This is a genomic window from Meiothermus sp. (assembly GCF_037443965.1).
GTDB lineage: Bacteria > Deinococcota > Deinococci > Deinococcales > Thermaceae > Meiothermus.
On record NZ_JBBINI010000014.1, the window covers coordinates 43,819 to 62,752 of the forward strand.

The 18,934-nt window shown below is 60.9% G+C and carries 17 protein-coding genes; 9 read left to right on the forward strand and 8 right to left on the reverse strand.

What is annotated here, in order from left to right; all coding sequences use genetic code 11:
* Positions 1-172 precede the first annotated feature (172 nt).
* Positions 173-955: an NYN domain-containing protein gene (locus tag WKI89_RS09150; protein WP_337868976.1), complete on the forward strand. Its 783-nt coding sequence runs from the start codon at positions 173-175 to the stop codon at positions 953-955.
* A 130-nt stretch (positions 956-1,085) separates the two neighbouring features.
* Here WKI89_RS09150 and WKI89_RS09155 read toward each other — a convergent pair whose 3' ends face one another.
* The 3 genes from WKI89_RS09155 to WKI89_RS09165 form a co-directional block, all read right to left on the reverse strand.
* Positions 1,086-1,391, reverse strand: a complete 306-nt coding sequence (locus WKI89_RS09155; RefSeq protein ID WP_337868977.1) for a ferredoxin family protein — start codon at positions 1,389-1,391, stop codon at positions 1,086-1,088.
* A gap of 77 nt (positions 1,392-1,468) precedes the next feature.
* Complete coding sequence (locus WKI89_RS09160) at positions 1,469-1,753, reverse strand: hypothetical protein (protein WP_337868979.1); 285 nt, start codon at positions 1,751-1,753, stop codon at positions 1,469-1,471.
* A gap of 112 nt (positions 1,754-1,865) precedes the next feature.
* Entirely contained in the window at positions 1,866-3,041 is a 1,176-nt protein-coding gene (locus tag WKI89_RS09165; RefSeq protein WP_337868980.1) for a hypothetical protein, read from the reverse strand.
* A 171-nt stretch (positions 3,042-3,212) separates the two neighbouring features.
* On the opposite strand from WKI89_RS09165, the gene pdxH reads away from it, so the two are divergent.
* The 3 genes from pdxH (at position 3,213) to WKI89_RS09180 (ending at position 7,086) form a co-directional block, all read left to right on the forward strand.
* On the forward strand, positions 3,213-3,845 hold the full coding sequence (gene pdxH, locus WKI89_RS09170; RefSeq protein ID WP_337868982.1) for a pyridoxamine 5'-phosphate oxidase: 633 nt from the start codon (positions 3,213-3,215) through the stop codon (positions 3,843-3,845).
* A 220-nt stretch (positions 3,846-4,065) separates the two neighbouring features.
* Entirely contained in the window at positions 4,066-4,881 is an 816-nt protein-coding gene (locus WKI89_RS09175) for a SprT family zinc-dependent metalloprotease (protein ID WP_337868983.1), read from the forward strand.
* Positions 4,882-5,013: 132 nt separating this feature from the next.
* On the forward strand, positions 5,014-7,086 hold the full coding sequence (locus WKI89_RS09180) for a prolyl oligopeptidase family serine peptidase (RefSeq protein ID WP_337868985.1): 2,073 nt from the start codon (positions 5,014-5,016) through the stop codon (positions 7,084-7,086).
* Here the strand turns inward: WKI89_RS09180 and WKI89_RS09185 are convergent.
* Positions 7,058-7,729: a phosphoribosyltransferase gene (locus tag WKI89_RS09185; RefSeq protein ID WP_337868986.1), complete on the reverse strand. Its 672-nt coding sequence runs from the start codon at positions 7,727-7,729 to the stop codon at positions 7,058-7,060. The genes WKI89_RS09180 and WKI89_RS09185 overlap by 29 nt on opposite strands.
* Positions 7,730-7,949: 220 nt before the next feature.
* On the opposite strand from WKI89_RS09185, the gene WKI89_RS09190 reads away from it, so the two are divergent.
* Positions 7,950-8,942: an ATP-binding cassette domain-containing protein gene (locus WKI89_RS09190; protein WP_337868989.1), complete on the forward strand. Its 993-nt coding sequence runs from the start codon at positions 7,950-7,952 to the stop codon at positions 8,940-8,942.
* 61 nt (positions 8,943-9,003) lie between these two features.
* On the forward strand, positions 9,004-10,602 hold the full coding sequence (locus tag WKI89_RS09195; protein ID WP_337868990.1) for an FAD-dependent oxidoreductase: 1,599 nt from the start codon (positions 9,004-9,006) through the stop codon (positions 10,600-10,602).
* Between the two features lie 29 nt (positions 10,603-10,631).
* Here WKI89_RS09195 and WKI89_RS09200 read toward each other — a convergent pair whose 3' ends face one another.
* A complete protein-coding gene (locus WKI89_RS09200) occupies positions 10,632-11,291 on the reverse strand; it encodes a hemolysin III family protein (protein ID WP_337868992.1) in 660 nt (219 codons plus the stop codon).
* 451 nt (positions 11,292-11,742) lie between these two features.
* Between WKI89_RS09200 and WKI89_RS09205 the strand changes: the two genes are divergently transcribed.
* Positions 11,743-13,149, forward strand: coding sequence for a glycoside hydrolase family 5 protein (locus WKI89_RS09205; protein ID WP_337868994.1), 1,407 nt, complete (start codon positions 11,743-11,745; stop codon positions 13,147-13,149).
* Positions 13,150-13,185: 36 nt separating this feature from the next.
* Here WKI89_RS09205 and WKI89_RS09210 read toward each other — a convergent pair whose 3' ends face one another.
* The gene (locus WKI89_RS09210; protein ID WP_337868996.1) at positions 13,186-14,055 is read right to left on the reverse strand and encodes an EamA family transporter; all 870 of its coding nucleotides are present in this window, start codon (positions 14,053-14,055) and stop codon (positions 13,186-13,188) included.
* A gap of 236 nt (positions 14,056-14,291) precedes the next feature.
* Here WKI89_RS09210 and WKI89_RS09215 point away from each other — a divergent pair, with 236 nt between their 5' ends.
* Positions 14,292-15,455: a VLRF1 family aeRF1-type release factor gene (locus WKI89_RS09215; RefSeq protein WP_337868998.1), complete on the forward strand. Its 1,164-nt coding sequence runs from the start codon at positions 14,292-14,294 to the stop codon at positions 15,453-15,455.
* 200 nt (positions 15,456-15,655) lie between these two features.
* Here WKI89_RS09215 and WKI89_RS09220 read toward each other — a convergent pair whose 3' ends face one another.
* Positions 15,656-16,456 (reverse strand): ZIP family metal transporter, encoded by an 801-nt coding sequence (locus WKI89_RS09220; protein ID WP_337869000.1) that lies wholly within the window; start codon positions 16,454-16,456, stop codon positions 15,656-15,658.
* An 8-nt stretch (positions 16,457-16,464) separates the two neighbouring features.
* A complete protein-coding gene (locus WKI89_RS09225) occupies positions 16,465-17,532 on the reverse strand; it encodes a VanW family protein (RefSeq protein WP_337869001.1) in 1,068 nt (355 codons plus the stop codon).
* A 132-nt stretch (positions 17,533-17,664) separates the two neighbouring features.
* Between WKI89_RS09225 and ugpC the strand changes: the two genes are divergently transcribed.
* Entirely contained in the window at positions 17,665-18,768 is a 1,104-nt protein-coding gene (ugpC, locus tag WKI89_RS09230) for a sn-glycerol-3-phosphate ABC transporter ATP-binding protein UgpC (protein WP_337869002.1), read from the forward strand.
* Positions 18,769-18,934: the final 166 nt, after the last annotated feature.

Sequence of the window (18,934 nt, forward strand, 5' to 3'; positions counted from 1 at the left end):
GAAGCCAGTCTGGAGCGGGGGAATTACCAAGGCGTTACCAGGCTTTTGTCGAATATCTCAAACACCACTTGTGAGATGGCATCACGCCAGGTTCTATACTTGGATTGGGGCTCGTACAGGACAAGCCTATAAAGCGTGGAAATCTATGGCAGGCCGATCTGAAATCAAAAACATGGCGCTCTTTTGCGATTTCGAGAATATTGCGTTGGGAGTACGGGAAGCCAAGTATCCCCAGTTCGACATTCAGAAAATCCTCGAGCGGCTTTTGCTCAAGGGCAATATTGTGGTTCGCAAGGCCTATTGCGACTGGGAACGCTATAAGGAATTCAAAGCTGACATGCACGAGGCCGGTTTTGAACTGATCGAGATTCCCCACACCCGCCTCTCGGGCAAAAACTCCGCCGATATAAGGCTGGTGGTAGACGCCCTCGACCTCTGTTATACCAAGTCCCACGTAGACACTTTTGTGGTGATTAGCGGCGACTCCGATTTCTCCCCGTTGGTTTCCAAGCTGCGGGAAAACAACCGGCTGGTGATCGGGGTAGGGGTCAAGAAGTCAACCTCGGACTTGCTGACCGCGGCCTGCGACGAGTTCATCTTCTACGACGACCTGGTGCAAGAAGAGGCTGCCAAAAAGCGAGTTGCTCGGCCTAGTAAGCAAGAGCCCAAGGTCAAAGCAGCCGATCAGAAACTCGAGCGCGACAAGCAACAACAAGCCATCGAACTAGTGCTCGAGACCCTCCTAGCCCTGCAAGCCGAGCGTGGCGAGGAGGAACGGATACTCAGTTCGTTGGTCAAACAAACCCTCAAGCGCCGCAAACCGGGCTTTAACGAGGCCTCTTACGGCTTCCGCTCGTTTAGTGCCCTGTTGGAGGAAGCCCAGCGCCGGGGGCTGCTACGCCTGGAGCGCGACGAGCGCTCCGGGGGCTACATCGTGCATCCTCGAGGCGAGTAGTAAGTGTCTCCATAGTTGAAATGCGAGATCCGATCCCCAAAGATCAGTGGAGAATTGCGTCAGGTACGCCTTGCCGATTCCACTGTTTTGCCAATCTACCCTGGCGCAACCTATTCCTCTACAGATCTACTCAGGGGTTGCGTGCGCCGTTGATGCCCCACTTGGCCTGGAAAGCAGTCCAGTTCATGGCAAAGTAGTCACGATTTTTTTCAATGTAACCTCGCCACTGAGCCGGTACATCCTGCTCAATAAAAATTGCCGCAACAGGGCACGCAGGAACACAGGCGCCGCAGTCTATGCACTCGTCGGGGTGGATAAAAAGCATCACCTCGCCTTTGTCTTCTTCGAGGGTAGGATGAATACACTCTACCGGGCAGACCGCTATGCAGTCGCGGTGTTTGGCACCCACAGAGGGTTCACAGATTACATGGGGCATGTGTACCTCCTTTGCGATCAAGCCTGTAAATTGATCGCAAAAACTCTCTGTTTAGGTATAAATACCTCTTGAAATGCTCACTTTGAGCGCCTCCGGCTGCCCGCAAAGACCCCGCCCGAGAATCCGCTGATGCCCAGCATGAAGCCGAAGTCATACCACAGACCGGCGTTGGGGTAGGCGTAGATCCGCAGGTCGTTGGGGAAGAGACTGATGATGAAGGTGATGGGGGCGATGAAGCCGTGCCACAGCCCTAGCCAGAATCCGGGGCCACCCGGCTGCGGGGGCGTGGACTGGGTGGCGGTGCAGGCGACCAACAGCAACACTATCAGCCCGTACAACAAGATTTGTCGGGTTTTATGCATATTTCCCTCCTTTGCTACTCGAGCGCAATCACGATCCGCTCGTTCTTAGCGTGCTCCTCAATCTCGACCAGAGTGCCCTGCATGTCAGGCCGCTCGGCTCCATTTGCACCCCCTATGGCTGGGTTTCTTCGATATCGTCGGTCTGGGGCGCTGGTTGCTTGCTGGTGTGGGCCACTCGAGCGAAGATGCTCCCCACCTCCCACTCGGCACTGGCGGCTTCGTTGAGCCAGGCGGCGACCTGGTTGGCCTCGGCCTGCGAACGAAGGCCTTTCTGAATGGTTTTCTGTACCGAGCGGTACAGTTGAGCGGCCCGCTCGAGCAGGTTCGCCGCTTGCAAAATCCCCTCTTCTTCGGCGAAGTGTACTCGCAGGAAATCGGCATTATCGCGGCGGGTGTAAGCTGCCGAATCAAGGAATAAGCACATCTCCTGGGGGTTGATGCTGCGCCAGTGCTTCTGGATTTGGGTGGCGGTCTGGGCGATGGCGTCGGCCCCCTGCTTGGGGCCGTATTTCTCGCCCCCCATCAAGAGCCGGGCGTTGCGCCGCCAGACCGGCTTGAGGTCGGACTGCGTGGGCCAAGGCTCGAAGAGCGCGAAGGCATAGCGCCAGGGCTGCTTGAAATGCCTGGACTGACTGAGGGCGGCCTCGAGCAGCTTCTCGTCCGAGACCCACAAGCCCTGTTCCCCTGGGGCACGGAAGCCGGGCTCGAGAGAACTTCCCTGCATCGCCACGGTTTCGTAGTAGTAGAAGCCGTTCTGATCGTAGCCCACCAGCAAATTGCTATGCGGGATGAAACCTCTCACGCCATACAGCACAGCGTAGTCGAGCGGGACATGCAGCGGGTGACCTCTGGAGAGGTAGAAGCGCAGCGCCCGCAGATACAGCTTGGGGTCGCGGGTCACGTAGTAGTGGCGCACCAGCCCCAAGTAGGGCGCGGCTACCGCGTGGCCGGGCTCGGGGTCGGTAAAGGGCGAGAAACCGATTTTGGGTAGAGCGCTGGCCCCGTAGGTGAATCCCATCAGGAAATTGATCTCGTCCCTCGAAGCCGTTCTCCCTTGCTGATGCGTGATCATCTGTAAGGTGTTGGCTTGGCAGTAGGTCTCGCGGGTGGAGCACCAGGGTACATCTTGCAGATGGTGATCAGGAGGGAAATACCCCAGTTGAGATTCGCTGAGCTGGATAGGTGCGTAGTTCTTGGTGAAATACTGCCGAACAAACGAGCGTAGCAGCAGCCTCCAGCCGACCCACAGGCTCAAAACAGCCAAGAGCACAACCCATACCCACACCATAACGACCTCCTTGGACGGTCACCGGTTCCAGGATGGTGCCGGGCGATTACCAGGACATTACCAGTCCATGCAATACCAGGTTCTGAACAGGGGTTGACCTATCATGCAGGGGCCCTTCAGTGTAAGCGGGCCGGGTGGTATGGCCTCCCAGAATCGCCCCATAATAAAACCATGCTCCGTGATCTTCGAAGCGACTATACCTACGGAACCCTCAGCGAGCAGGAGGCCGACCCCAACCCCTTCCGGCAGCTCGAGCGCTGGCTGGCCGAGGCCCTCGAGACCCACCTCTACGAGCCCCACGGTATGACCCTCTCCACGGTGGGCCTGAACGGGCGGCCCAGCAGCCGGATGGTCTTGCTGCGGGGGCTGGATGAAAGGGGGTTGGTGTTTTTCAGCAACTACCAAAGCCGCAAGGGACGGGAGCTCGAGGCCAACCCCTGGGCCTGTGCCAACTTCTGGTGGCCGCCCCTGGAACGCCAGGTGCGCGTCGAAGGGCAGGTCGAGAAGGTCGAGCCCGAGCTTTCCGATGCCTATTTCGCCAGCCGCCCCTACGACAGCCAGATTGGGTCGGCGGCCAGCCCGCAAAGCGAGGTGATTGCCAGCCGGGAGGCGCTCGAGCAGCGCATCGCAGAGCTCAAGGCCCGCTACCCCGAGACCGTGCCTCGCCCGGCCCACTGGGGAGGATACCGCCTGAAGCCCGACACCTTCGAGTTCTGGCAGGGTCGCCCCAGCCGCCTGCACGACCGGCTGGTCTACCGCCTCCAGCTCGATGGGAAGTGGAACATAGATCGGCTGGCCCCCTGAAAGCGGTGCTCACGAGCGCTTGCTCCAGAGCTTGCTCCAGAGCTTGCTCCAAGTGCCCTGCTAACTGGCAAAGGGTGTATGAGAAGCGTGATGAGACGAAACATTAAGGGTTATGTTATGTAAAAACAATAATAACACACATACAAATAGCCATTTGATTAATTTTGCAAGCCCTCATCTCACCATTTGATTTGCGCGTTCTGGATAGGATAAAGCCCGGATGCCAGACACAGAAAAAGCCACCCTGTACTACCAGAACAAAACCATCCGCTATACCATCCGCCGCAGTGCCCGCCGCCGGACGGTGGGAATTACTATTGATACGCAGGGGGTACGGGTTGCTGCACCTAGGCGTATGCCCCTCGAGCAAGTGATCGCTTTGGTCAACACCAAAGCCCGTTGGATCGCCGACAAACACACCGAGTTTAAGAGCCGCCTGGAGCCGCGCAAGCGCTTTGTGAGCGGGGAGGAGTTTCTGTATCTGGGCCGCCGGGTTAGCCTTCAGGTACAGTCCGAGGATTCGCCCCCTCGCCACCGGCGGGGTCGCAGCAAGCCCAACTCCTCGATTCAGCCCGAGTTATTTGATTTCAACTTTTTGCCTACCAAACCCCGACCCAAAGCGGCAGTGGCCCTTAAGGGTAACGTGTTGCATGTACAGGCCGATGTTTCCTCAATGCAAGGTACTAAAGAGGTGCGCAAAATTCTGGAGGACTGGTACAAAGCCCGTGCCGAAGAAGTAATTGCCCGCCGGGTGCAACACCATGCCGATCAACTGGGATGGCGCATGCCCAAGGTGCTGATCCGCAACCAAAAAAAGCGTTGGGGGAGTTGCAACGCCAAGGGTGAGTTGCGCTTCAACTGGCGGTTGGTGATGCTGCCCCTGTCGGTACTGGACTATGTGGTGGTGCACGAGATGGCACACCTCAAGGTTCTCAACCACAGCCCCCGCTTCTGGGCCCTGGTCGAGCAGATCATGCCCGACTACAGGGCGCGTCACCAGGCCCTGCACGAGTTGGGAATGGGTCTGTACTGGTAAGTGTCTCCATAGTTGAAGTGTGATACCGTTTCCGCTTGAATCCTTCACCTTTGAGTGAAATCAAGGGTGAGGTTCCGAGCCGACCGAAGGGAGTAGGAGTGTATTCCGGCAGTATCGTTTAGACTTCTAAAGGTGAACGATGCTGCCGGAATGCGTATGAGACCTTCATATCCCCCCGCCCCCACCGCAAAGGTGGTCGAGGAACTGCACGGGGTGCAGATTCCCGACCCCTACCGCCCCCTCGAGGACCCCCAGGCCCCCCAGACCCGGGCCTGGATCGAGGCCCAGAACCGCCTGACCTTTGGCTACCTCGAGCGAATCCCTTTGCGGGAAACCCTCAGGCGGCGGCTCGAGGAACTCTGGAACTACCCCCGCGTGCTCAGTTTCTTTAAGCGTGGGGGCCGCTACTTTAGCCTGCGCAACGACGGCCTGCAGAACCAGAACGTGCTGTATGTGCAGGAACACCTGGAGGCCACCCCCCGCGTTCTGCTCGACCCCAACACCCTCTCCGAGGACGGCACGGTGGCCCTCAGCAACTATGCTATCAGCCGGGATGGGCGCTACCTGGCCTACGCCCTGAGCAAAAGCGGCTCGGACTGGCTCACCTGGAAGGTGCGCGAGGTGGAAACGGCCCAGGACCTGCCCGACGAGATCCGCTGGAGCAAGTTCAGCGGCGCGGCCTGGCTGCCCGATGGCAGCGGGTTCTTCTACAGCCGCTACGAACAACCCGCCGAGGGCACCGACCACACCGGGGCCAACTACTTCCAGAAGGTCTATCTGCACCGCTTGGGCACCCCCCAGCAGCAGGACGTGCTGGTCTACGAGCGGCCCGACCAGAAGGAGTGGGGTTTTCAGGCCTTCGTGACCCACGATGGGCGCTACGAGTGCCTGCACGTGTGGCGGGGCACCCACCGCGAGAACCTGTTTTTCTACCGGCCCCATGGCTCGGAGGAGCCCTTTGTTGAGCTGGTGGGCGAGTTTGTGGCCTCGTTCGAGTTCATCCGCAACCAGGGCTCCCGCTTCTACTTCAAAACCAACCTGGAGGCCCCCCGGGGCCGGGTGGTGGTGGTGGATGTGGCCCAGGGGGGGCTGGAGACCCTGGAGACCCTGGTGCCCGAGGGCGAGGACCCCCTGAGCTTTGCAGAGCCCGCGGGGGACGGGCTGGTGCTGGGCTACCTGCACCACGCCAGCCACCGGCTGGAGCTGGTGGACCTCGAGGGCCGTTCCCGGGGCCGCCTGCCCTTGCCCACGCTGGGCATGGTGCCGCTGGTGGCCGGCGAGGAGGACGAACCCGAGCTTTTTTACGGCTTCACCTCCTTTTTGTACCCCCTCACCCTCTACCACCACCACCTGACCACTGGCCAGACCCGTCCCCTGTTCACACCGCCCTTGCAGTTCGACCCCAGCCTGTACGAAACCCACCAGGTGTTTGTGCCCAGCCGGGACGGTACCCGGGTACCCCTGTTCCTGGTGCACAAAAAGGGGCTCCAGCTCGACGGACAGAACCCCACCTTGCTGTACGGCTACGGGGGCTTCAACATCCCCATGACCCCCGCCTTCAACCCAGGGCGGCTGGTCTGGCTCGAGCAGGGTGGGGTGTTTGCCCAGGCCTGCCTGCGCGGGGGCGGCGAGTACGGCGAAGACTGGTACCGGGCCGGCGCTTTGGAGTACAAGCAGAACGTCTTCGACGACTTTATCGCCTGTGCCGAGTGGCTCATCGCCCAGGGCTATGCAAAGCCCCAGCGGCTGGCCATCCAGGGGGGCTCCAACGGGGGGCTTTTGGTAGGCGTGGCCCTCACCCAGCGCCCGGAGCTGTTTGGGGTGGCGCTGCCGGCAGTGGGGGTGCTGGACATGCTGCGTTTCCACAAGTTCACCATCGGCTGGGCCTGGGTCTCGGATTACGGCTCGCCCGACAACCCCGAGCACTTCCGCTACCTGCGGGCCTACTCACCCCTGCACAACCTAAAGCCCGGCACCCACTACCCGGCCACCCTGATCACCACCGCCGACCACGACGACCGGGTGGTGCCCGCGCACTCCTTCAAGTTTGCGGCGGCCCTGCAGGCGGCCCAGGGCGGCCCGGCCCCCATCCTCATTCGCATCCAGACCAAGGCCGGGCATGGGCTGGGCAAGCCCACCCGCATGCTGATCGAAGAACAGGCCGACATCTACGTCTTTACCCTGCATCAGATGGGCCTGGCCTAGCCGAGGCGGCCTGCAGCAGGGCCAGTACCTCCTCATCCGAGGTCTGGGGAAAATGCTCGTACCACAGGCCAACCGCCTGAAAGAAAGCCGGGGTTTCCAGGCAGACCACCTCATCTACCAGGGCTTGCAATTCCGCCACCGTGTCGGGCGGGGCCACCGGCACCGCCACCACCAGCCGGGCGGGATTATGCTGTCGGGCTGCGGCAATGGCGGCCTTCATGGTGGCCCCGGTGGCCAGCCCATCGTCCACCAGCAGAACGGTTCTGCCCTTCAGGTCGGGGAAAGGCCGGTTGCCGCGGTACAACCGCTCACGGCGCTGTAGCTCGGCTCGCTGCTGTTGCTCGACGGCGGCCAGGGTGTCGGCCGAAACCTGCAAACTGTCCACAATCTCCTGGTTGAGCACCCGCCCCCCGCCCGAGGCGATGGCCCCCATGGCCAGCTCCTCGTGGCCGGGGGTGCCCAGCTTGCGCACCACCCAGACCTCCAGGGGTGCGCCAAGCCGCCGGGCTACCTGAAAGGCCACCGGCACACCCCCTCGAGGTAAACCAAACACCAGCAGGTTGGGCTGCCGGTCGTAGCCCAGCGCCACCAGCCGCTCGGCCAGCAGCGCACCGGCCTGGTTGCGGTCTTTGAAGGGTTTCATATCACCTCTGCGCGTGAGTGGCGCATAAAGCGCCACTCACTTGCCGCGCCACGAGGCGCGTCCGGGGGGTCTCTTCAGTTGTTTTTTGGTCGGTTATAAGCAGAATCGGTCTCATTGCGGCCTCCTTGGGATACCCTGTTCATTCATAACCTTACACACGGACGTTACCAGAGGATTACACCCCGGATTCGCACTGCCCTAACGGGCTATACTGCTTCAGGTGAGCCAGATTCGGGCCGAACACCTCTCCAAGTTCTATCCGGTGGCCCTCAAAGAGCCCGGTTTTGTGGGCACCCTCCGGCACTTCCTCAAGCGCAGATACCGACAGGTCGAAGCGGTCAAAGACATCTCTTTCCAGATCGAGCCGGGGGAGGTGGTGGGCTTTCTGGGGCCCAACGGGGCCGGCAAAACCACCACCCTCAAGCTTCTCTCGGGCCTGATTCACCCCAGCGCGGGGCGGCTCGAGGTTGCCGGGCACCAGCCCTTCAAGCGGGAGCACGCCTTCTTGCGCCAAATTACCCTGGTGATGGGCAACAAGCAGCAGCTTATCTGGGATCTGCCGGCAGCCGATAGCTTCCGGGTCAACGCCGCGGTGTACGAGATTCCCGAGGGCGAGTTTAAGAAGCGGGTGGCCGAACTGAGCGAGATGCTCGCGCTCGAGGGCAAGCTGAACCAGCCGGTGCGCAAGCTCAGCCTGGGCGAGCGCATGAAGGCCGAGCTGCTGGCCGCCCTGCTGCACCGGCCCCAGGTTTTATTTCTGGACGAGCCCACGCTGGGGCTGGACGTGAACGCCCAGGTGGCGGTGCGGGAGTTTTTGCTCGAGTACAACCGGCGCTACCGGGCCACCATACTGCTCACCAGCCACTACATGGCCGATATCACCGCGCTGTGCGAGCGGGTGTTGATGATTCACCAGGGCCGGCTCATCTACGACGGGGGGCTGGAGGGCTTACTCGGGCGCTTCGCTCCCTACCGCGAGGTGCACATTCAGCTTGGCAAGCCCATCGAAAAAGACCGCCTGGAACAGTTTGGCGAGGTGCGGGCCTGGGAGGGGCTCGAGGCCCGGCTGCTGGTGCGGCGGGAAGACCTGGTCACCCGCGTGAGCCGGCTGCTCAACGAACTGCCCGTAGACGACCTGGAGGTGCGGGAGCCGGCCATCGAGGAGGTGATCGGACGGGTTTTTGCCGATACCCGGCTGGTGAGCGATGGCTAGGAGGCTCACCCCCCTGGGGCGTTGGCCCAGCCTTCGGGGTCTGGGTTAGTCTGGTGGTGCTATGGAGCGCACCCAACTGCTGGAGAAACTCGCCTCGGAAACCTTCGACGTGCTGGTGATTGGGGGTGGGGCGACCGGGGCCGGGGTGGCCCTGGAAGCGGCCAGCCGGGGCCTCAAAACCGCCCTGGTCGAACGCTACGACTTTGCCGAGGGCACCTCGAGCCGAAGTACCAAGCTGATTCACGGGGGGGTGCGCTACCTGGAAATAGCGGTCAAAACCTTCGACCGGGTGCAGCTCAATCTGGTACGGGACGCATTGCATGAACGATCCATCATGCTACGAAATGCGCCCCACCTCTCGCGCCCGCTGTGGCTTTTGACCCCGCTGTACAAGTTCTGGGAAGCGCCCTACTACTACACCGGACTAAAGCTATACGACCTCCTGGCAGGCAATGCCCGCTTGCAACCCGCCCAGTACATCAGCGCCAAAGGAACCCTCGAGCGTTTCCCTTCCGTTAATCCCAAAGGCCTCAAGGGTGCGGTGGCCTATCAGGACGGACAGTTCGACGATGCCCGCTTCAATGTGGAACTGGCCCTGACCGCAGCGCAGCAGGGTGCAGTGGTGCTCAACAACCTGGAAGTAACCGGGTTGCTCAAACGAAACGGCAGACTATCGGGCGCAGCCGTCAAAGACCGCCTGTCCGGGAAGGAAATCGAAGTTTCGGCCCAAGTGATAGTTAATACCACCGGCCCTTTTTCAGACAATATCCGGCGTATGGACGACCCCGAGGCCCCGCCTTTGCTCAAGGCCAGCTCGGGTATTCATATTGTGCTGGACAAAAAATACAGCCCTCCCAATACCGGCTTGTTGATCCCTAAAACCGAGGATGGGCGGGTGGTGTTTGTGTTGCCCTGGCTGGGGGGCACCTTGGTGGGTACCACCGACGACCCGGCCCCGATTGTGGATCATCCCAGGGTGACGGAAGAAGAAATTGCCTACGTGTTGCGACAGGTGAGGCCCTACCTGGGGGATATCCCACGGGGGGCGGTGCGCGCAAGCTGGTCGGGCCTGCGCCCCCTGGTTTCGCGTCCCGATGCCGACACGGCCAAGCTGGCCCGTGACCACCTGATCCAGCAGAGCGCCTCGGGCCTCCTGACCCTGACCGGCGGCAAGTGGACCACCTACCGCAAAATGGCGCTGGACCTGGTGAACTACGCGGTCAAGAAATTTGGTTTGACCGCAGGTGAGTCGCGCACTGAGCAGATCCCGCTCCTGGGAGGGCAAGGTTTCAGCGCTGACGGGGCGAAAGAGCTCGAGCAACAGGGCTTTTCCCTCGATGAAGCCGAGCGCCTGCACCATGCCTATGGCGCCCGTGCCGCCGCCGTGGCTCAGATTGCCGCCGAGGGCTATGGGAATCGGCTGGCAGTGGAGTGGCCTATCCTCGAGGCCGAAGTGGTCTACGCGGTGCGCCACGAGATGGCCTGTACTCCCCTGGACGTGCTGGCCCGTCGTACCCGGCTGGCCTTTCTGGACACGCTGGCAGCGCTGGGTGCTCTGCCCAGGGTAGCGGAGTTGATGGGTCGGGAGCTTGGCTGGAACAGCGAACGCATCGCACTGGAAGCAGAAAAAGCCAAGGTGCAAATTCTGAGTGCAATTTGAATGATGCCCACCTTTACAACGTGTGTGCCCTAACCAGGGACTACCTGCGACCACACCGCCACGAAGTGAAAGCTGCTGCCCATCAGCACAAAAAGATGCCAGATGAAATGGGCATAGGGCAGGCGCTTATTCAGGAAAAAGTAGGTTCCCATCGTATAGGCCAGTCCCCCGGCCACCAACCAGAACAAGCCCCAGCCGGACATGGCTTGCATCAAGGGCTGAATAGCCACCACAATCAGCCAGCCCATTGCCAAATACAGCAGGGTCGAGATCAGCTCGAAGCGCCCGGTAAAAAAAATTTTGAACCCAATGCCCAGTACCGCCAGACCCCACACCACCCCAAACAGGCTCCAACCCCAAGGGCCGTGGATGGTCACAAGGGTAAAAGGGGTGTAGGTTCCGGCAATCAGCACGTAGATGGCACAGTGGTCGAGGATTTCCAGACGGGCCTTGGCTTTGGGGCTCAGGGCCCCGTGGTATACGGTGGAAGCCAGGTACATCAGAATCAGCGCCGCGCTAAAAACACAAGCCCCCACAACCTGCCATACATTGCCGTGCAGCGCAGTAAAGGTGATGAGCACCGCGCAGGCCGCCACGCTCGCTACCACCCCCAGGCCGTGGGTGAGGGTGTTGAGCCGCTCTTCTCTGCTGCGTATCAGACGATGGGTTGTCGGATCTACCTGGGCCATATACCTACCCCTGGGCCAGCATACGCGATAGAAGCCGAGGGTATGCAAGCAGCGAACTGCCTCGAGCCTTCCGCAGCCGCCGGATGTTGCTGAACTTGGGATTTTGGGTATCCGGTTTCATAGAGATACTCATTAAATCTCAACGAGGCACATCTTTGTGAAGCTAAGCGGGCTTCCTTCCAAGGGGCGGTATCGCCCTCCGCTACGCGGATAACTTCCAAGGGGCGGTATCGCCCTCCGCTACGCGGATAACTTCCAAGGGGCGGTATCGCCCTCCGCTACGCGGATAACTTCCAAGGGGCGGTATCGCCCTCCGCTACGCGGATAACTTCGGTCGGGGTGAACCATCTTTGTTCATGAGACGGTTCACCCAAACTCGGTATGAAAAGCCTAAAGACGTATGACCTCGACTCTCACCTGCCATGCGTTCGTGGAGTCGTAGGGTGGGAACATGAGGCTCCTAGCACTGGGTGTTGTTTCGCTGACCCTAGGATGGACAGGTTGCGACTCGGCGCAGGTGCAGCCGCCGGCGCCACCGGCCGGCGATATCTTTCAGCTCAACCGCGCGTTGGGCCGAGGGGTGAACTTTGGCAACGCCCTCGAGGCCCCCAAAGAAGGGGAGTGGGGCCTAACCCTGGAGGAAGGTTTTTTCGATCTGGTCAAGCAAGGCGGCTTCAAGACCATCCGCTTGCCCATCAGTTGGACCCATCACGCCAGCAAGGCCGCCCCTTACACCATCAACCCGGCTTTCTTCGAGCGCGTGGATTGGGCCATCGCGCAGGCCACCCGGCGCGGCCTCAACCTCATCGTCAACGTGCACCACTACGACGAGCTCAACGCCAACCCCCAGGCCGAAGAAGCCCGCTACCTGACCATCTGGAAGCAGATCGCCGAGCGCTACCAAAACCAACCCCACAGCGTGTACTTCGAACTGCTCAACGAACCCCACGGCCGGTTCAACGACAACCCCGAACTGTGGAACGATCTACTGGCCAAAGCCCTGCGGGTGGTGCGGGAGAGCAACCCCAGCCGGGCCGTGATTGTGGGGCCGGTGGGTTGGAACGCGCTGTGGCGACTGCCTGAACTGCGCCTGCCTGCCGACCGCCATCTGATTGTGACCGTTCACTACTACGAGCCCTTCGCCTTCACCCACCAGGGGGCCGAATGGGTTAGCCCCTCGCCCCCAACCGGCGTAACCTGGACGCCAACCCAAGGTACGTTCGCTGCAGGCTGGCAAGACTGGTCGTGGGACAGCCAAATTGGTTTTGTGGGTCAGGCTTTGGAGGTCACCTACCAAAAAGGCTGGGCTGGGTTCTATTTGCATTCGGACTTTGGAGCGGACGGGTACGATAGCCTCGCCTTCAAGACCGGCGCACCGGTGAGCCTGCAGGTGTCGTGCCGCCGCGATACCCCCGCCAAAGCCGTCACGACCGCGGGTGACGGGGCGGAAACGCGGGTGCGTTTGACGGAGTGTGGCAACCCCAGCAAGCTTACAGATCTGATTCTGCAGAACAACACCCCCAACGCCCAGCCCACCTTTCGCTTGGAAGAATTGGAGTTGCGGGGCCCCGGACACGCCTTATCTTTGCTCTCCAACCAACAAAACGCCATCGCTCAAGCCCTGGAGTTTGCCCAGCGGTGGGCTTTGCAAAACCAGCGTCCCATCTTTGTGGGGGAGTTTGGGGCCTACGAAAAGGGCGACCTGGACTCGAGGGTGCGCTGGACAAGGGCGGTGCGTTCCGAAATCGAGAAGCGCGAGTTTAGCTGGGCCTACTGGGAGTTCGGCGCCGGTTTCGGCCTCTACGACCGCGCGGCGCACCAGTGGCGGGAACCCTTGCTGAAAGCGCTGCTGCCGTGAAATGCCTGGCACCCATTCGACCGCCGATACCTGGTTTTAGCCTGTATCGGGTGTAATCTGCTCGGGGTGGGGCTTCTCGCTTTTGAGCTGGCTGATCAGGGTGGCGGCCACAATAAAACCCGCGCCCACCCAGCCCTGGAGGCCCAGGCGCTCGTCCAGCAAGAAGAAGGCGAAGGCCGTGGCATACACGGGCTCGAGGGTAAAAATGACCGCTGCCTGCGGCGCGGGAACCAGGCGCTGACCCAGGGCCTGCAACCAGACACACAGCGCCGAAGCCACCAAACCCAAGTACAGCAGGGAAAAGTAGGGAAAGTTGGCGGCATTCCAGGTAGGCTCCTCCCCGAGCATCCAGGCCAGCGAACCCAGCGCGACCGCCAGCATCTGGATACCCGTCAGGGGCAGGGCCGCAAAGCGCCGGGCAAAGCGCTCCAACCGCCAGATATAAACCGCATACGAAAGCGCGGTGCCCAGCGTCCACAAATCGCCCAGGTTGGGGGGCGAACCATCGTACGAGAGAAGCCCCACCCCCCCAATGGCCAGCCCAGCTGCCAACCAGATGGGCCAGCCCAGGCGGTGTCCTAGCATTCCCAGCAGCATCGGCAGGGCCACCACATACAGCGTGGTAATGAAGGCGCTGCGGCTGGCCGTGGTGTATTGCAGGCCCACGGTCTGGGTGAGGTAGGCCACAAAAAGCAGTGCGCCCAGCTCGAGGCCGGCCCGCCATAGCCTCGCGTCGCGCTGGAGCAAAAACGGTGCAAACAACAGAGTGGCGATTGCAAAACGCACAAAATTGATCTGCCCTGGCTCCAGGGTTTGCAGGCTGTCCTTGACCAGCACAAAGGTGCTGCCCCAAAAAAGGGTGGCCAGGTTGAGATAGAGCAATCCTAGAAGCTGGCTCCGACGCACAAAGAAGAGTCTACGTACAAGGCAGCCGCAAATCCAGGCTGTTCAAAGCAAAGCCCCATTGTGAATCTCGGACGCGTCCCTTGGTGTACGGGGATCGCCCCTAATAAATGCCGCCAGAATGCGATTTCTCATTGAATATGGGGCGATAAATAGCGGGGAAAGCAGTATAATTTCATGATGGCCCATCATCTATACGGTCTGCGCTGCTACAGCGTCGCAGGAGGTGAGCTATCCCCATGTTGAGCAAAACGCAAATCCAGCAGCTACACCAAAACATCGCCCAACACCCAGCGCCGGTATTGTCGCTGTACCTGAGCGTAAACCCCGCCAACCCCGACAACAATGGTAAAGCCTATGTGCTGCGGGCCAAGGAAGCTTTGGAGCGCCTCGAGGTTCCGGCAGCCCTCCGCAAGAAGGTCTCGCAACAACTGCAACACTACATTCCCCAAGGCCGTACCCGTGCTCTTTTTGTCGCAGAGAACCTGTTTGAAGACTATCACCTGCAAGTCGAACTGCCCTTGCTCGATCCGCGCGCGGGGGTGGAGGCGCACTGGGGTACCCCCTACCTGACACCGCTGCTATTTGCCCTCGATGAGCACCAGCGCTACGGCGTGGTGCACATGGATCAGGAACGCCTGCGCCTGTTCGAGGTATTTCTGGGTGAGATCGAAGAAATAGCGGACGCCTTTCGCCTGCTGGACACCCACAACTGGCGCTACCTGGGCGAAGACCGCACCGGTACACCCGGTCGCAGTGCCTCGCCCGCAGTCGGCCCGGTGGGGGTGGCGGCTCGAGGAGGCTCGGGCAAAGATAAGTTCCAACGGCGGGTGGACGAGTGGAGCCAGCGCTTCTTCCGCGAGGCTGGAACCATCTTGCAGCATCAGATGCTCGAGCGCGGCATGGAGCGGCTCATTCTGTTGGGTGTACCCGAGGAAGCCAAACCCCTACTGCCGGGGCCGGTAGCCGAGAAAGTGGGGGCGATCTTGCCCGCCCTGCACACCCCGGTGCCCAGCGCTGCCGAGGTGCTCAAAGCCGTATCCGAGGTGATCGAGCGGGTCGAGCGCAGCGAGGAGGAAGCCCTGCTGGAGCAGGTGCGACAAAAAGGGGTGGGTGGCCTCGAGCAGGTGCTAAGCTTGCTGCAAGAAGGTCGCTTGCAGTATGTGCTGGTGCCCTGGCATCTTCAGGAGAAAGCCTGGCGCTGCGCTGATGGTTGGGTGGGTAGCAGCCCTCAGGCTGCGCAGGCCCACAGCCCCGGCCAGCCTGTGGAGGAGGTAGAGCTCAAGCAGGCGCTGCCTGAGCTGGCGGCCAGGTACGGCACCGAACTCGAGTTTGTACACGGTGCAGTAGAGGAGCGCCTGCGGCGTGAGCTGGGGGGTCTGGCCGGCATGGTGCGATGGTAATCCGTGGTGATGGCTGGAGGTTTTTTGGCTAGTGCCGACCTCGGCCAAACCGTGGCCTTTCCGGGTTGCATCCTGGTGTTGTACGAAGGGTAGATGCTGAATCAGTGGGTTGCTGGAGAGGCCACCGAAGGAAAACTGGGTTTGCTACTGGCCGGTGTGAAAGCCAGATACCGCCGGCCTGGGCGAGGTTGTGAATGATGTTATCCAAGAGCTACATCCAGGGCCATCATCACCACAAAACCCAGCATCAAAGCCAGGGTGGCCAGGTCGGCGTTGCCGCTGTGGAACATCTCCGGAACGACTTCCTCCACCACTACAAAAATCATGGCTCCAGCCGCAAAGCTCAGCGCGTAGGGCAGTAGGGGCTGAGCGATCAACACAAAGGCTGCTCCCAGCACCCCGGCTGGAACTTCAACGGTGGCCGATAGCTGGCCAAACCAAAAACTCTTCAAAGGGGATAACCCCTCCCGTCGCAGCGGCATAGCCACCGCCAAGCCTTCGGGAAAATTCTGCAGCCCAATTCCAAGGGCCAGCGCGATGGCGCCTCCCAGGGTGGCCTCGGGGATGCCGTAGGCCATCGCCCCAAAGGCTACCCCCACAGCCAGACCTTCGGGGATGTTGTGCAGGGTGATGGCCAGTACCAGCAAAATGCTGCGTTGCCAATTGGTTTTGGGGCCTTCGGCGGACTCGAGGGGCTGTTTGAGGTGCAGGTGTGGCAGGATTTTGTCCGCGCTCCACACGAAAGCTCCACCCAGCAAAAAACCTGTTGCTACCGGAATCCACTGGCCTTGGGTCATTTCCAGGGCAGGCGCCAGCAGCGACCAGTAGCTAGCCGCCAGCATCACCCCTCCTGCGAAGCCCAGTAGGGCATCGAGCAGGCGGGGGTTGACCTCTCGGGTCGCCAAGACGGTGGCGGCTCCCAGCGCAGTGACACCCCAGGTGAAGCCAGTAGCCAGCAGGGTCTGGTAAAGGGGAGGTAGGGTTTCCAGCCAGTGCCACATGTCATCCCTCAGCGTCTGGTACCCACCAGATACACTGCTCCCCAGGGTTTGTAGCGGCTCTCGAGCACGTCCTGCCGAACCTCCCCATTTTGCATCCGAACCGTGCGGTAAACCCGCACCAGCGCCCCCTCGGCGGCGAAGTCAATTTGTCGGCGGTATCCGGCGGGTAGGGAGGCATCGTAGATGTAGCGGGTGGGCAGGGGAGGGGTGCGCCACAGAACGACCGGCCCTTGCCAGGTGACGTCGCGGTCTTTGCGGCCGAAAAAGCGAAAAATCAGGTCGTTTCCCTGGATGGAGGTCTGGATGAGCAGGTGGCCGGGGGTATCGTTTTTGAAGCGCAGGTCCTTGGGAGGGGCGGTGGTGGCGTCCAGGCCGGTGGGTTTGTAGTAGCCCACCTGGTAGCTGTGGGGGTGGCGTTCGACAATAGGCAAGCCACTGAAATAAGCCGCACGAAAAAGTGTGGTACAGACTTGGCAGACCCCACCCCCTACATCCCACACGGTCTGATCGCCCCGAATGACCCAGGCCTTCTGGTAGCCGGCCGCCTCGGTGACCGGCCCCAGGGTGCGGTTGAAGGAAAATACCGTGCCGGGGGGTATCTGAACGCCATCAAACCTGGAGGAGGCCAGCCGGATGTTGTGAATCCGGCTGGGGGGTGAGCCAGCGAAGTTGGTGCGTCCTTCGCCCACCAGGCTCACAATGCCGCGCTGCCAGAGGTCGTGGACGCTTGGTTTGGGCAGCTCGAGGGTTACCGGCAGCACAAACTCGCGTTTACCGGCCTCGAGGGCCGCTCGATAAGCCGTTAGAACAGCCTTTGCATCAAAGCGATAACCCAGTTTCTGCACCGCAATCCAGCCCCGGCTCTGGTCGAAGACAAAATGCGCGGGGCGGGGGGCGCGGCTCTGTTGCTGAAGCAACTGCTGCAGCCCTTCTTCGTTCTGGATAGGGTAACGCTGGGTTCCGATGTACTCCACCACGTTCCCCTTCTCCAGCACTTGTTCACGAACCACCAAAACCGCATCGGGCCCTGCCAAGGCCATCGAGAGCAGGCTGAGTAGTGTGACCAGCGCACGCATGACCCCCTCCAATCAACCCCACATTTCCCATATTCAAGCTAGGTTCCAAAGATTACCAAGGCATTACCCACGACCAGGCGGTAATCGTCTGGTAATGCCCAACGACTAGGGTGAAAGCTGAAAGGAATGGGTATGGCCCAGATTGTGCTCGAGCACCTGACCAAGCGCTTTGGCAAAGTGCTGGCGGTCAAAGATTTTAGCCTGACCGTCCGAGATAGGGAGTTTATTGTGCTGGTAGGGCCTTCGGGCTGTGGCAAGACCACCGTGCTGCGCATGATTGCGGGCCTCGAGACGCCCACCGAAGGGCGGATCTACATTGGTGACCGACTGGTCAACGACGTGCCCCCCAAGGACCGCGATATCGCGATGGTTTTCCAGAACTACGCGCTGTACCCGCACATGAGCGTCTATCACAACATGGCCTTTGGCCTCGAGCTGCGCCGCACCTCGCGGGCCGAGACCCGCGCACGGGTCGAGGAAGCGGCCCGGATTCTGCAAATTGAACACTTGCTGGAACGCAAGCCCCGCGAACTATCGGGCGGGCAGCGGCAGCGGGTGGCGTTGGGACGGGCCATCGTGCGCAAGCCGCGGGTTTTTCTGATGGACGAGCCGCTTTCCAACCTCGATGCCAAGCTGCGGGTGGAGATGCGGGCCTCGCTGGCCGAGCTGCACCAAGCGCTGGGGGTAACCACCCTCTACGTGACCCACGACCAGATCGAGGCCATGACCATGGGCCACCGCATCGTGGTGATGCGGGCTGGGGCCATCGAGCAGGTAGATACCCCCCTCGATCTCTACAGCAAGCCCGTAAGCAAGTTTGTGGGTGAGTTCATCGGCTCGCCTGCCATGAACTTTCTCAAAGGTACCGTGCGGCAGGGTTATGTGGTGAGCCCCTACATGGACATCACCCTACGCAGCGAGCTTCTGGACGCACTGCGGGGGTATGAGGGTCGGGAGGTTTGGGTGGGGGTTCGTCCAGAGAATCTGGAGCTGGCCCAGCCTGGCTCGAGGGAAAACCTCCTACACATCACTGTCAAGCTGGTCGAACCCATCGGGGCCGAGACCATCCTCATCGGTACTGCCGGCGAGGCTGGAATTACCGCACGGGTCGAGGCCGAGGAAACCGCGGCGGTGGGCCAGACCGTTCAGCTTTGGGCGCGGCCCGACAAGGTGCACATTTTCGATCTCCAGACCGAGCGCAATGTGCTATATGCCAGCCAGCCCGTAGCTGCGTAGGGTAGGGAAACGGGTGGTGTGTCTTGGGTTCTAGCTCCCTTTGGTCGGCTCGAACCCTTCACCTTTGATCACACCCACAGGTGAAGGGTTCAAGCGGAATCGGTATTAGCCCCTGCCGGATGCTGGGTAATGCCCTGGTAATAACCTCGGTTTACGTTCGAATAAA

Bases quoted from the DNA above. Each gene is read 5' to 3' on its own strand.
- WKI89_RS09150 (WP_337868976.1), top strand. From the start codon at position 173: ATGGCGCTCTTTTGCGATTTCGAGAATATTGCGTTGGGAGTACGGGAA.
- WKI89_RS09155 (WP_337868977.1), bottom strand. From the start codon at position 1,391: ATGCCCCATGTAATCTGTGAACCCTCTGTGGGTGCCAAACACCGCGAC.
- WKI89_RS09160 (WP_337868979.1), bottom strand. From the start codon at position 1,753: ATGCATAAAACCCGACAAATCTTGTTGTACGGGCTGATAGTGTTGCTG.
- WKI89_RS09165 (WP_337868980.1), bottom strand. From the start codon at position 3,041: ATGGTGTGGGTATGGGTTGTGCTCTTGGCTGTTTTGAGCCTGTGGGTC.
- pdxH (WP_337868982.1), top strand. From the start codon at position 3,213: ATGCTCCGTGATCTTCGAAGCGACTATACCTACGGAACCCTCAGCGAG.
- WKI89_RS09175 (WP_337868983.1), top strand. From the start codon at position 4,066: ATGCCAGACACAGAAAAAGCCACCCTGTACTACCAGAACAAAACCATC.
- WKI89_RS09185 (WP_337868986.1), bottom strand. From the start codon at position 7,729: ATGAAACCCTTCAAAGACCGCAACCAGGCCGGTGCGCTGCTGGCCGAG.
- WKI89_RS09195 (WP_337868990.1), top strand. From the start codon at position 9,004: ATGGAGCGCACCCAACTGCTGGAGAAACTCGCCTCGGAAACCTTCGAC.
- WKI89_RS09200 (WP_337868992.1), bottom strand. From the start codon at position 11,291: ATGGCCCAGGTAGATCCGACAACCCATCGTCTGATACGCAGCAGAGAA.
- WKI89_RS09205 (WP_337868994.1), top strand. From the start codon at position 11,743: ATGAGGCTCCTAGCACTGGGTGTTGTTTCGCTGACCCTAGGATGGACA.
- WKI89_RS09215 (WP_337868998.1), top strand. From the start codon at position 14,292: ATGTTGAGCAAAACGCAAATCCAGCAGCTACACCAAAACATCGCCCAA.
- WKI89_RS09220 (WP_337869000.1), bottom strand. From the start codon at position 16,456: ATGTGGCACTGGCTGGAAACCCTACCTCCCCTTTACCAGACCCTGCTG.
- WKI89_RS09225 (WP_337869001.1), bottom strand. From the start codon at position 17,532: ATGCGTGCGCTGGTCACACTACTCAGCCTGCTCTCGATGGCCTTGGCA.
- ugpC (WP_337869002.1), top strand. From the start codon at position 17,665: ATGGCCCAGATTGTGCTCGAGCACCTGACCAAGCGCTTTGGCAAAGTG.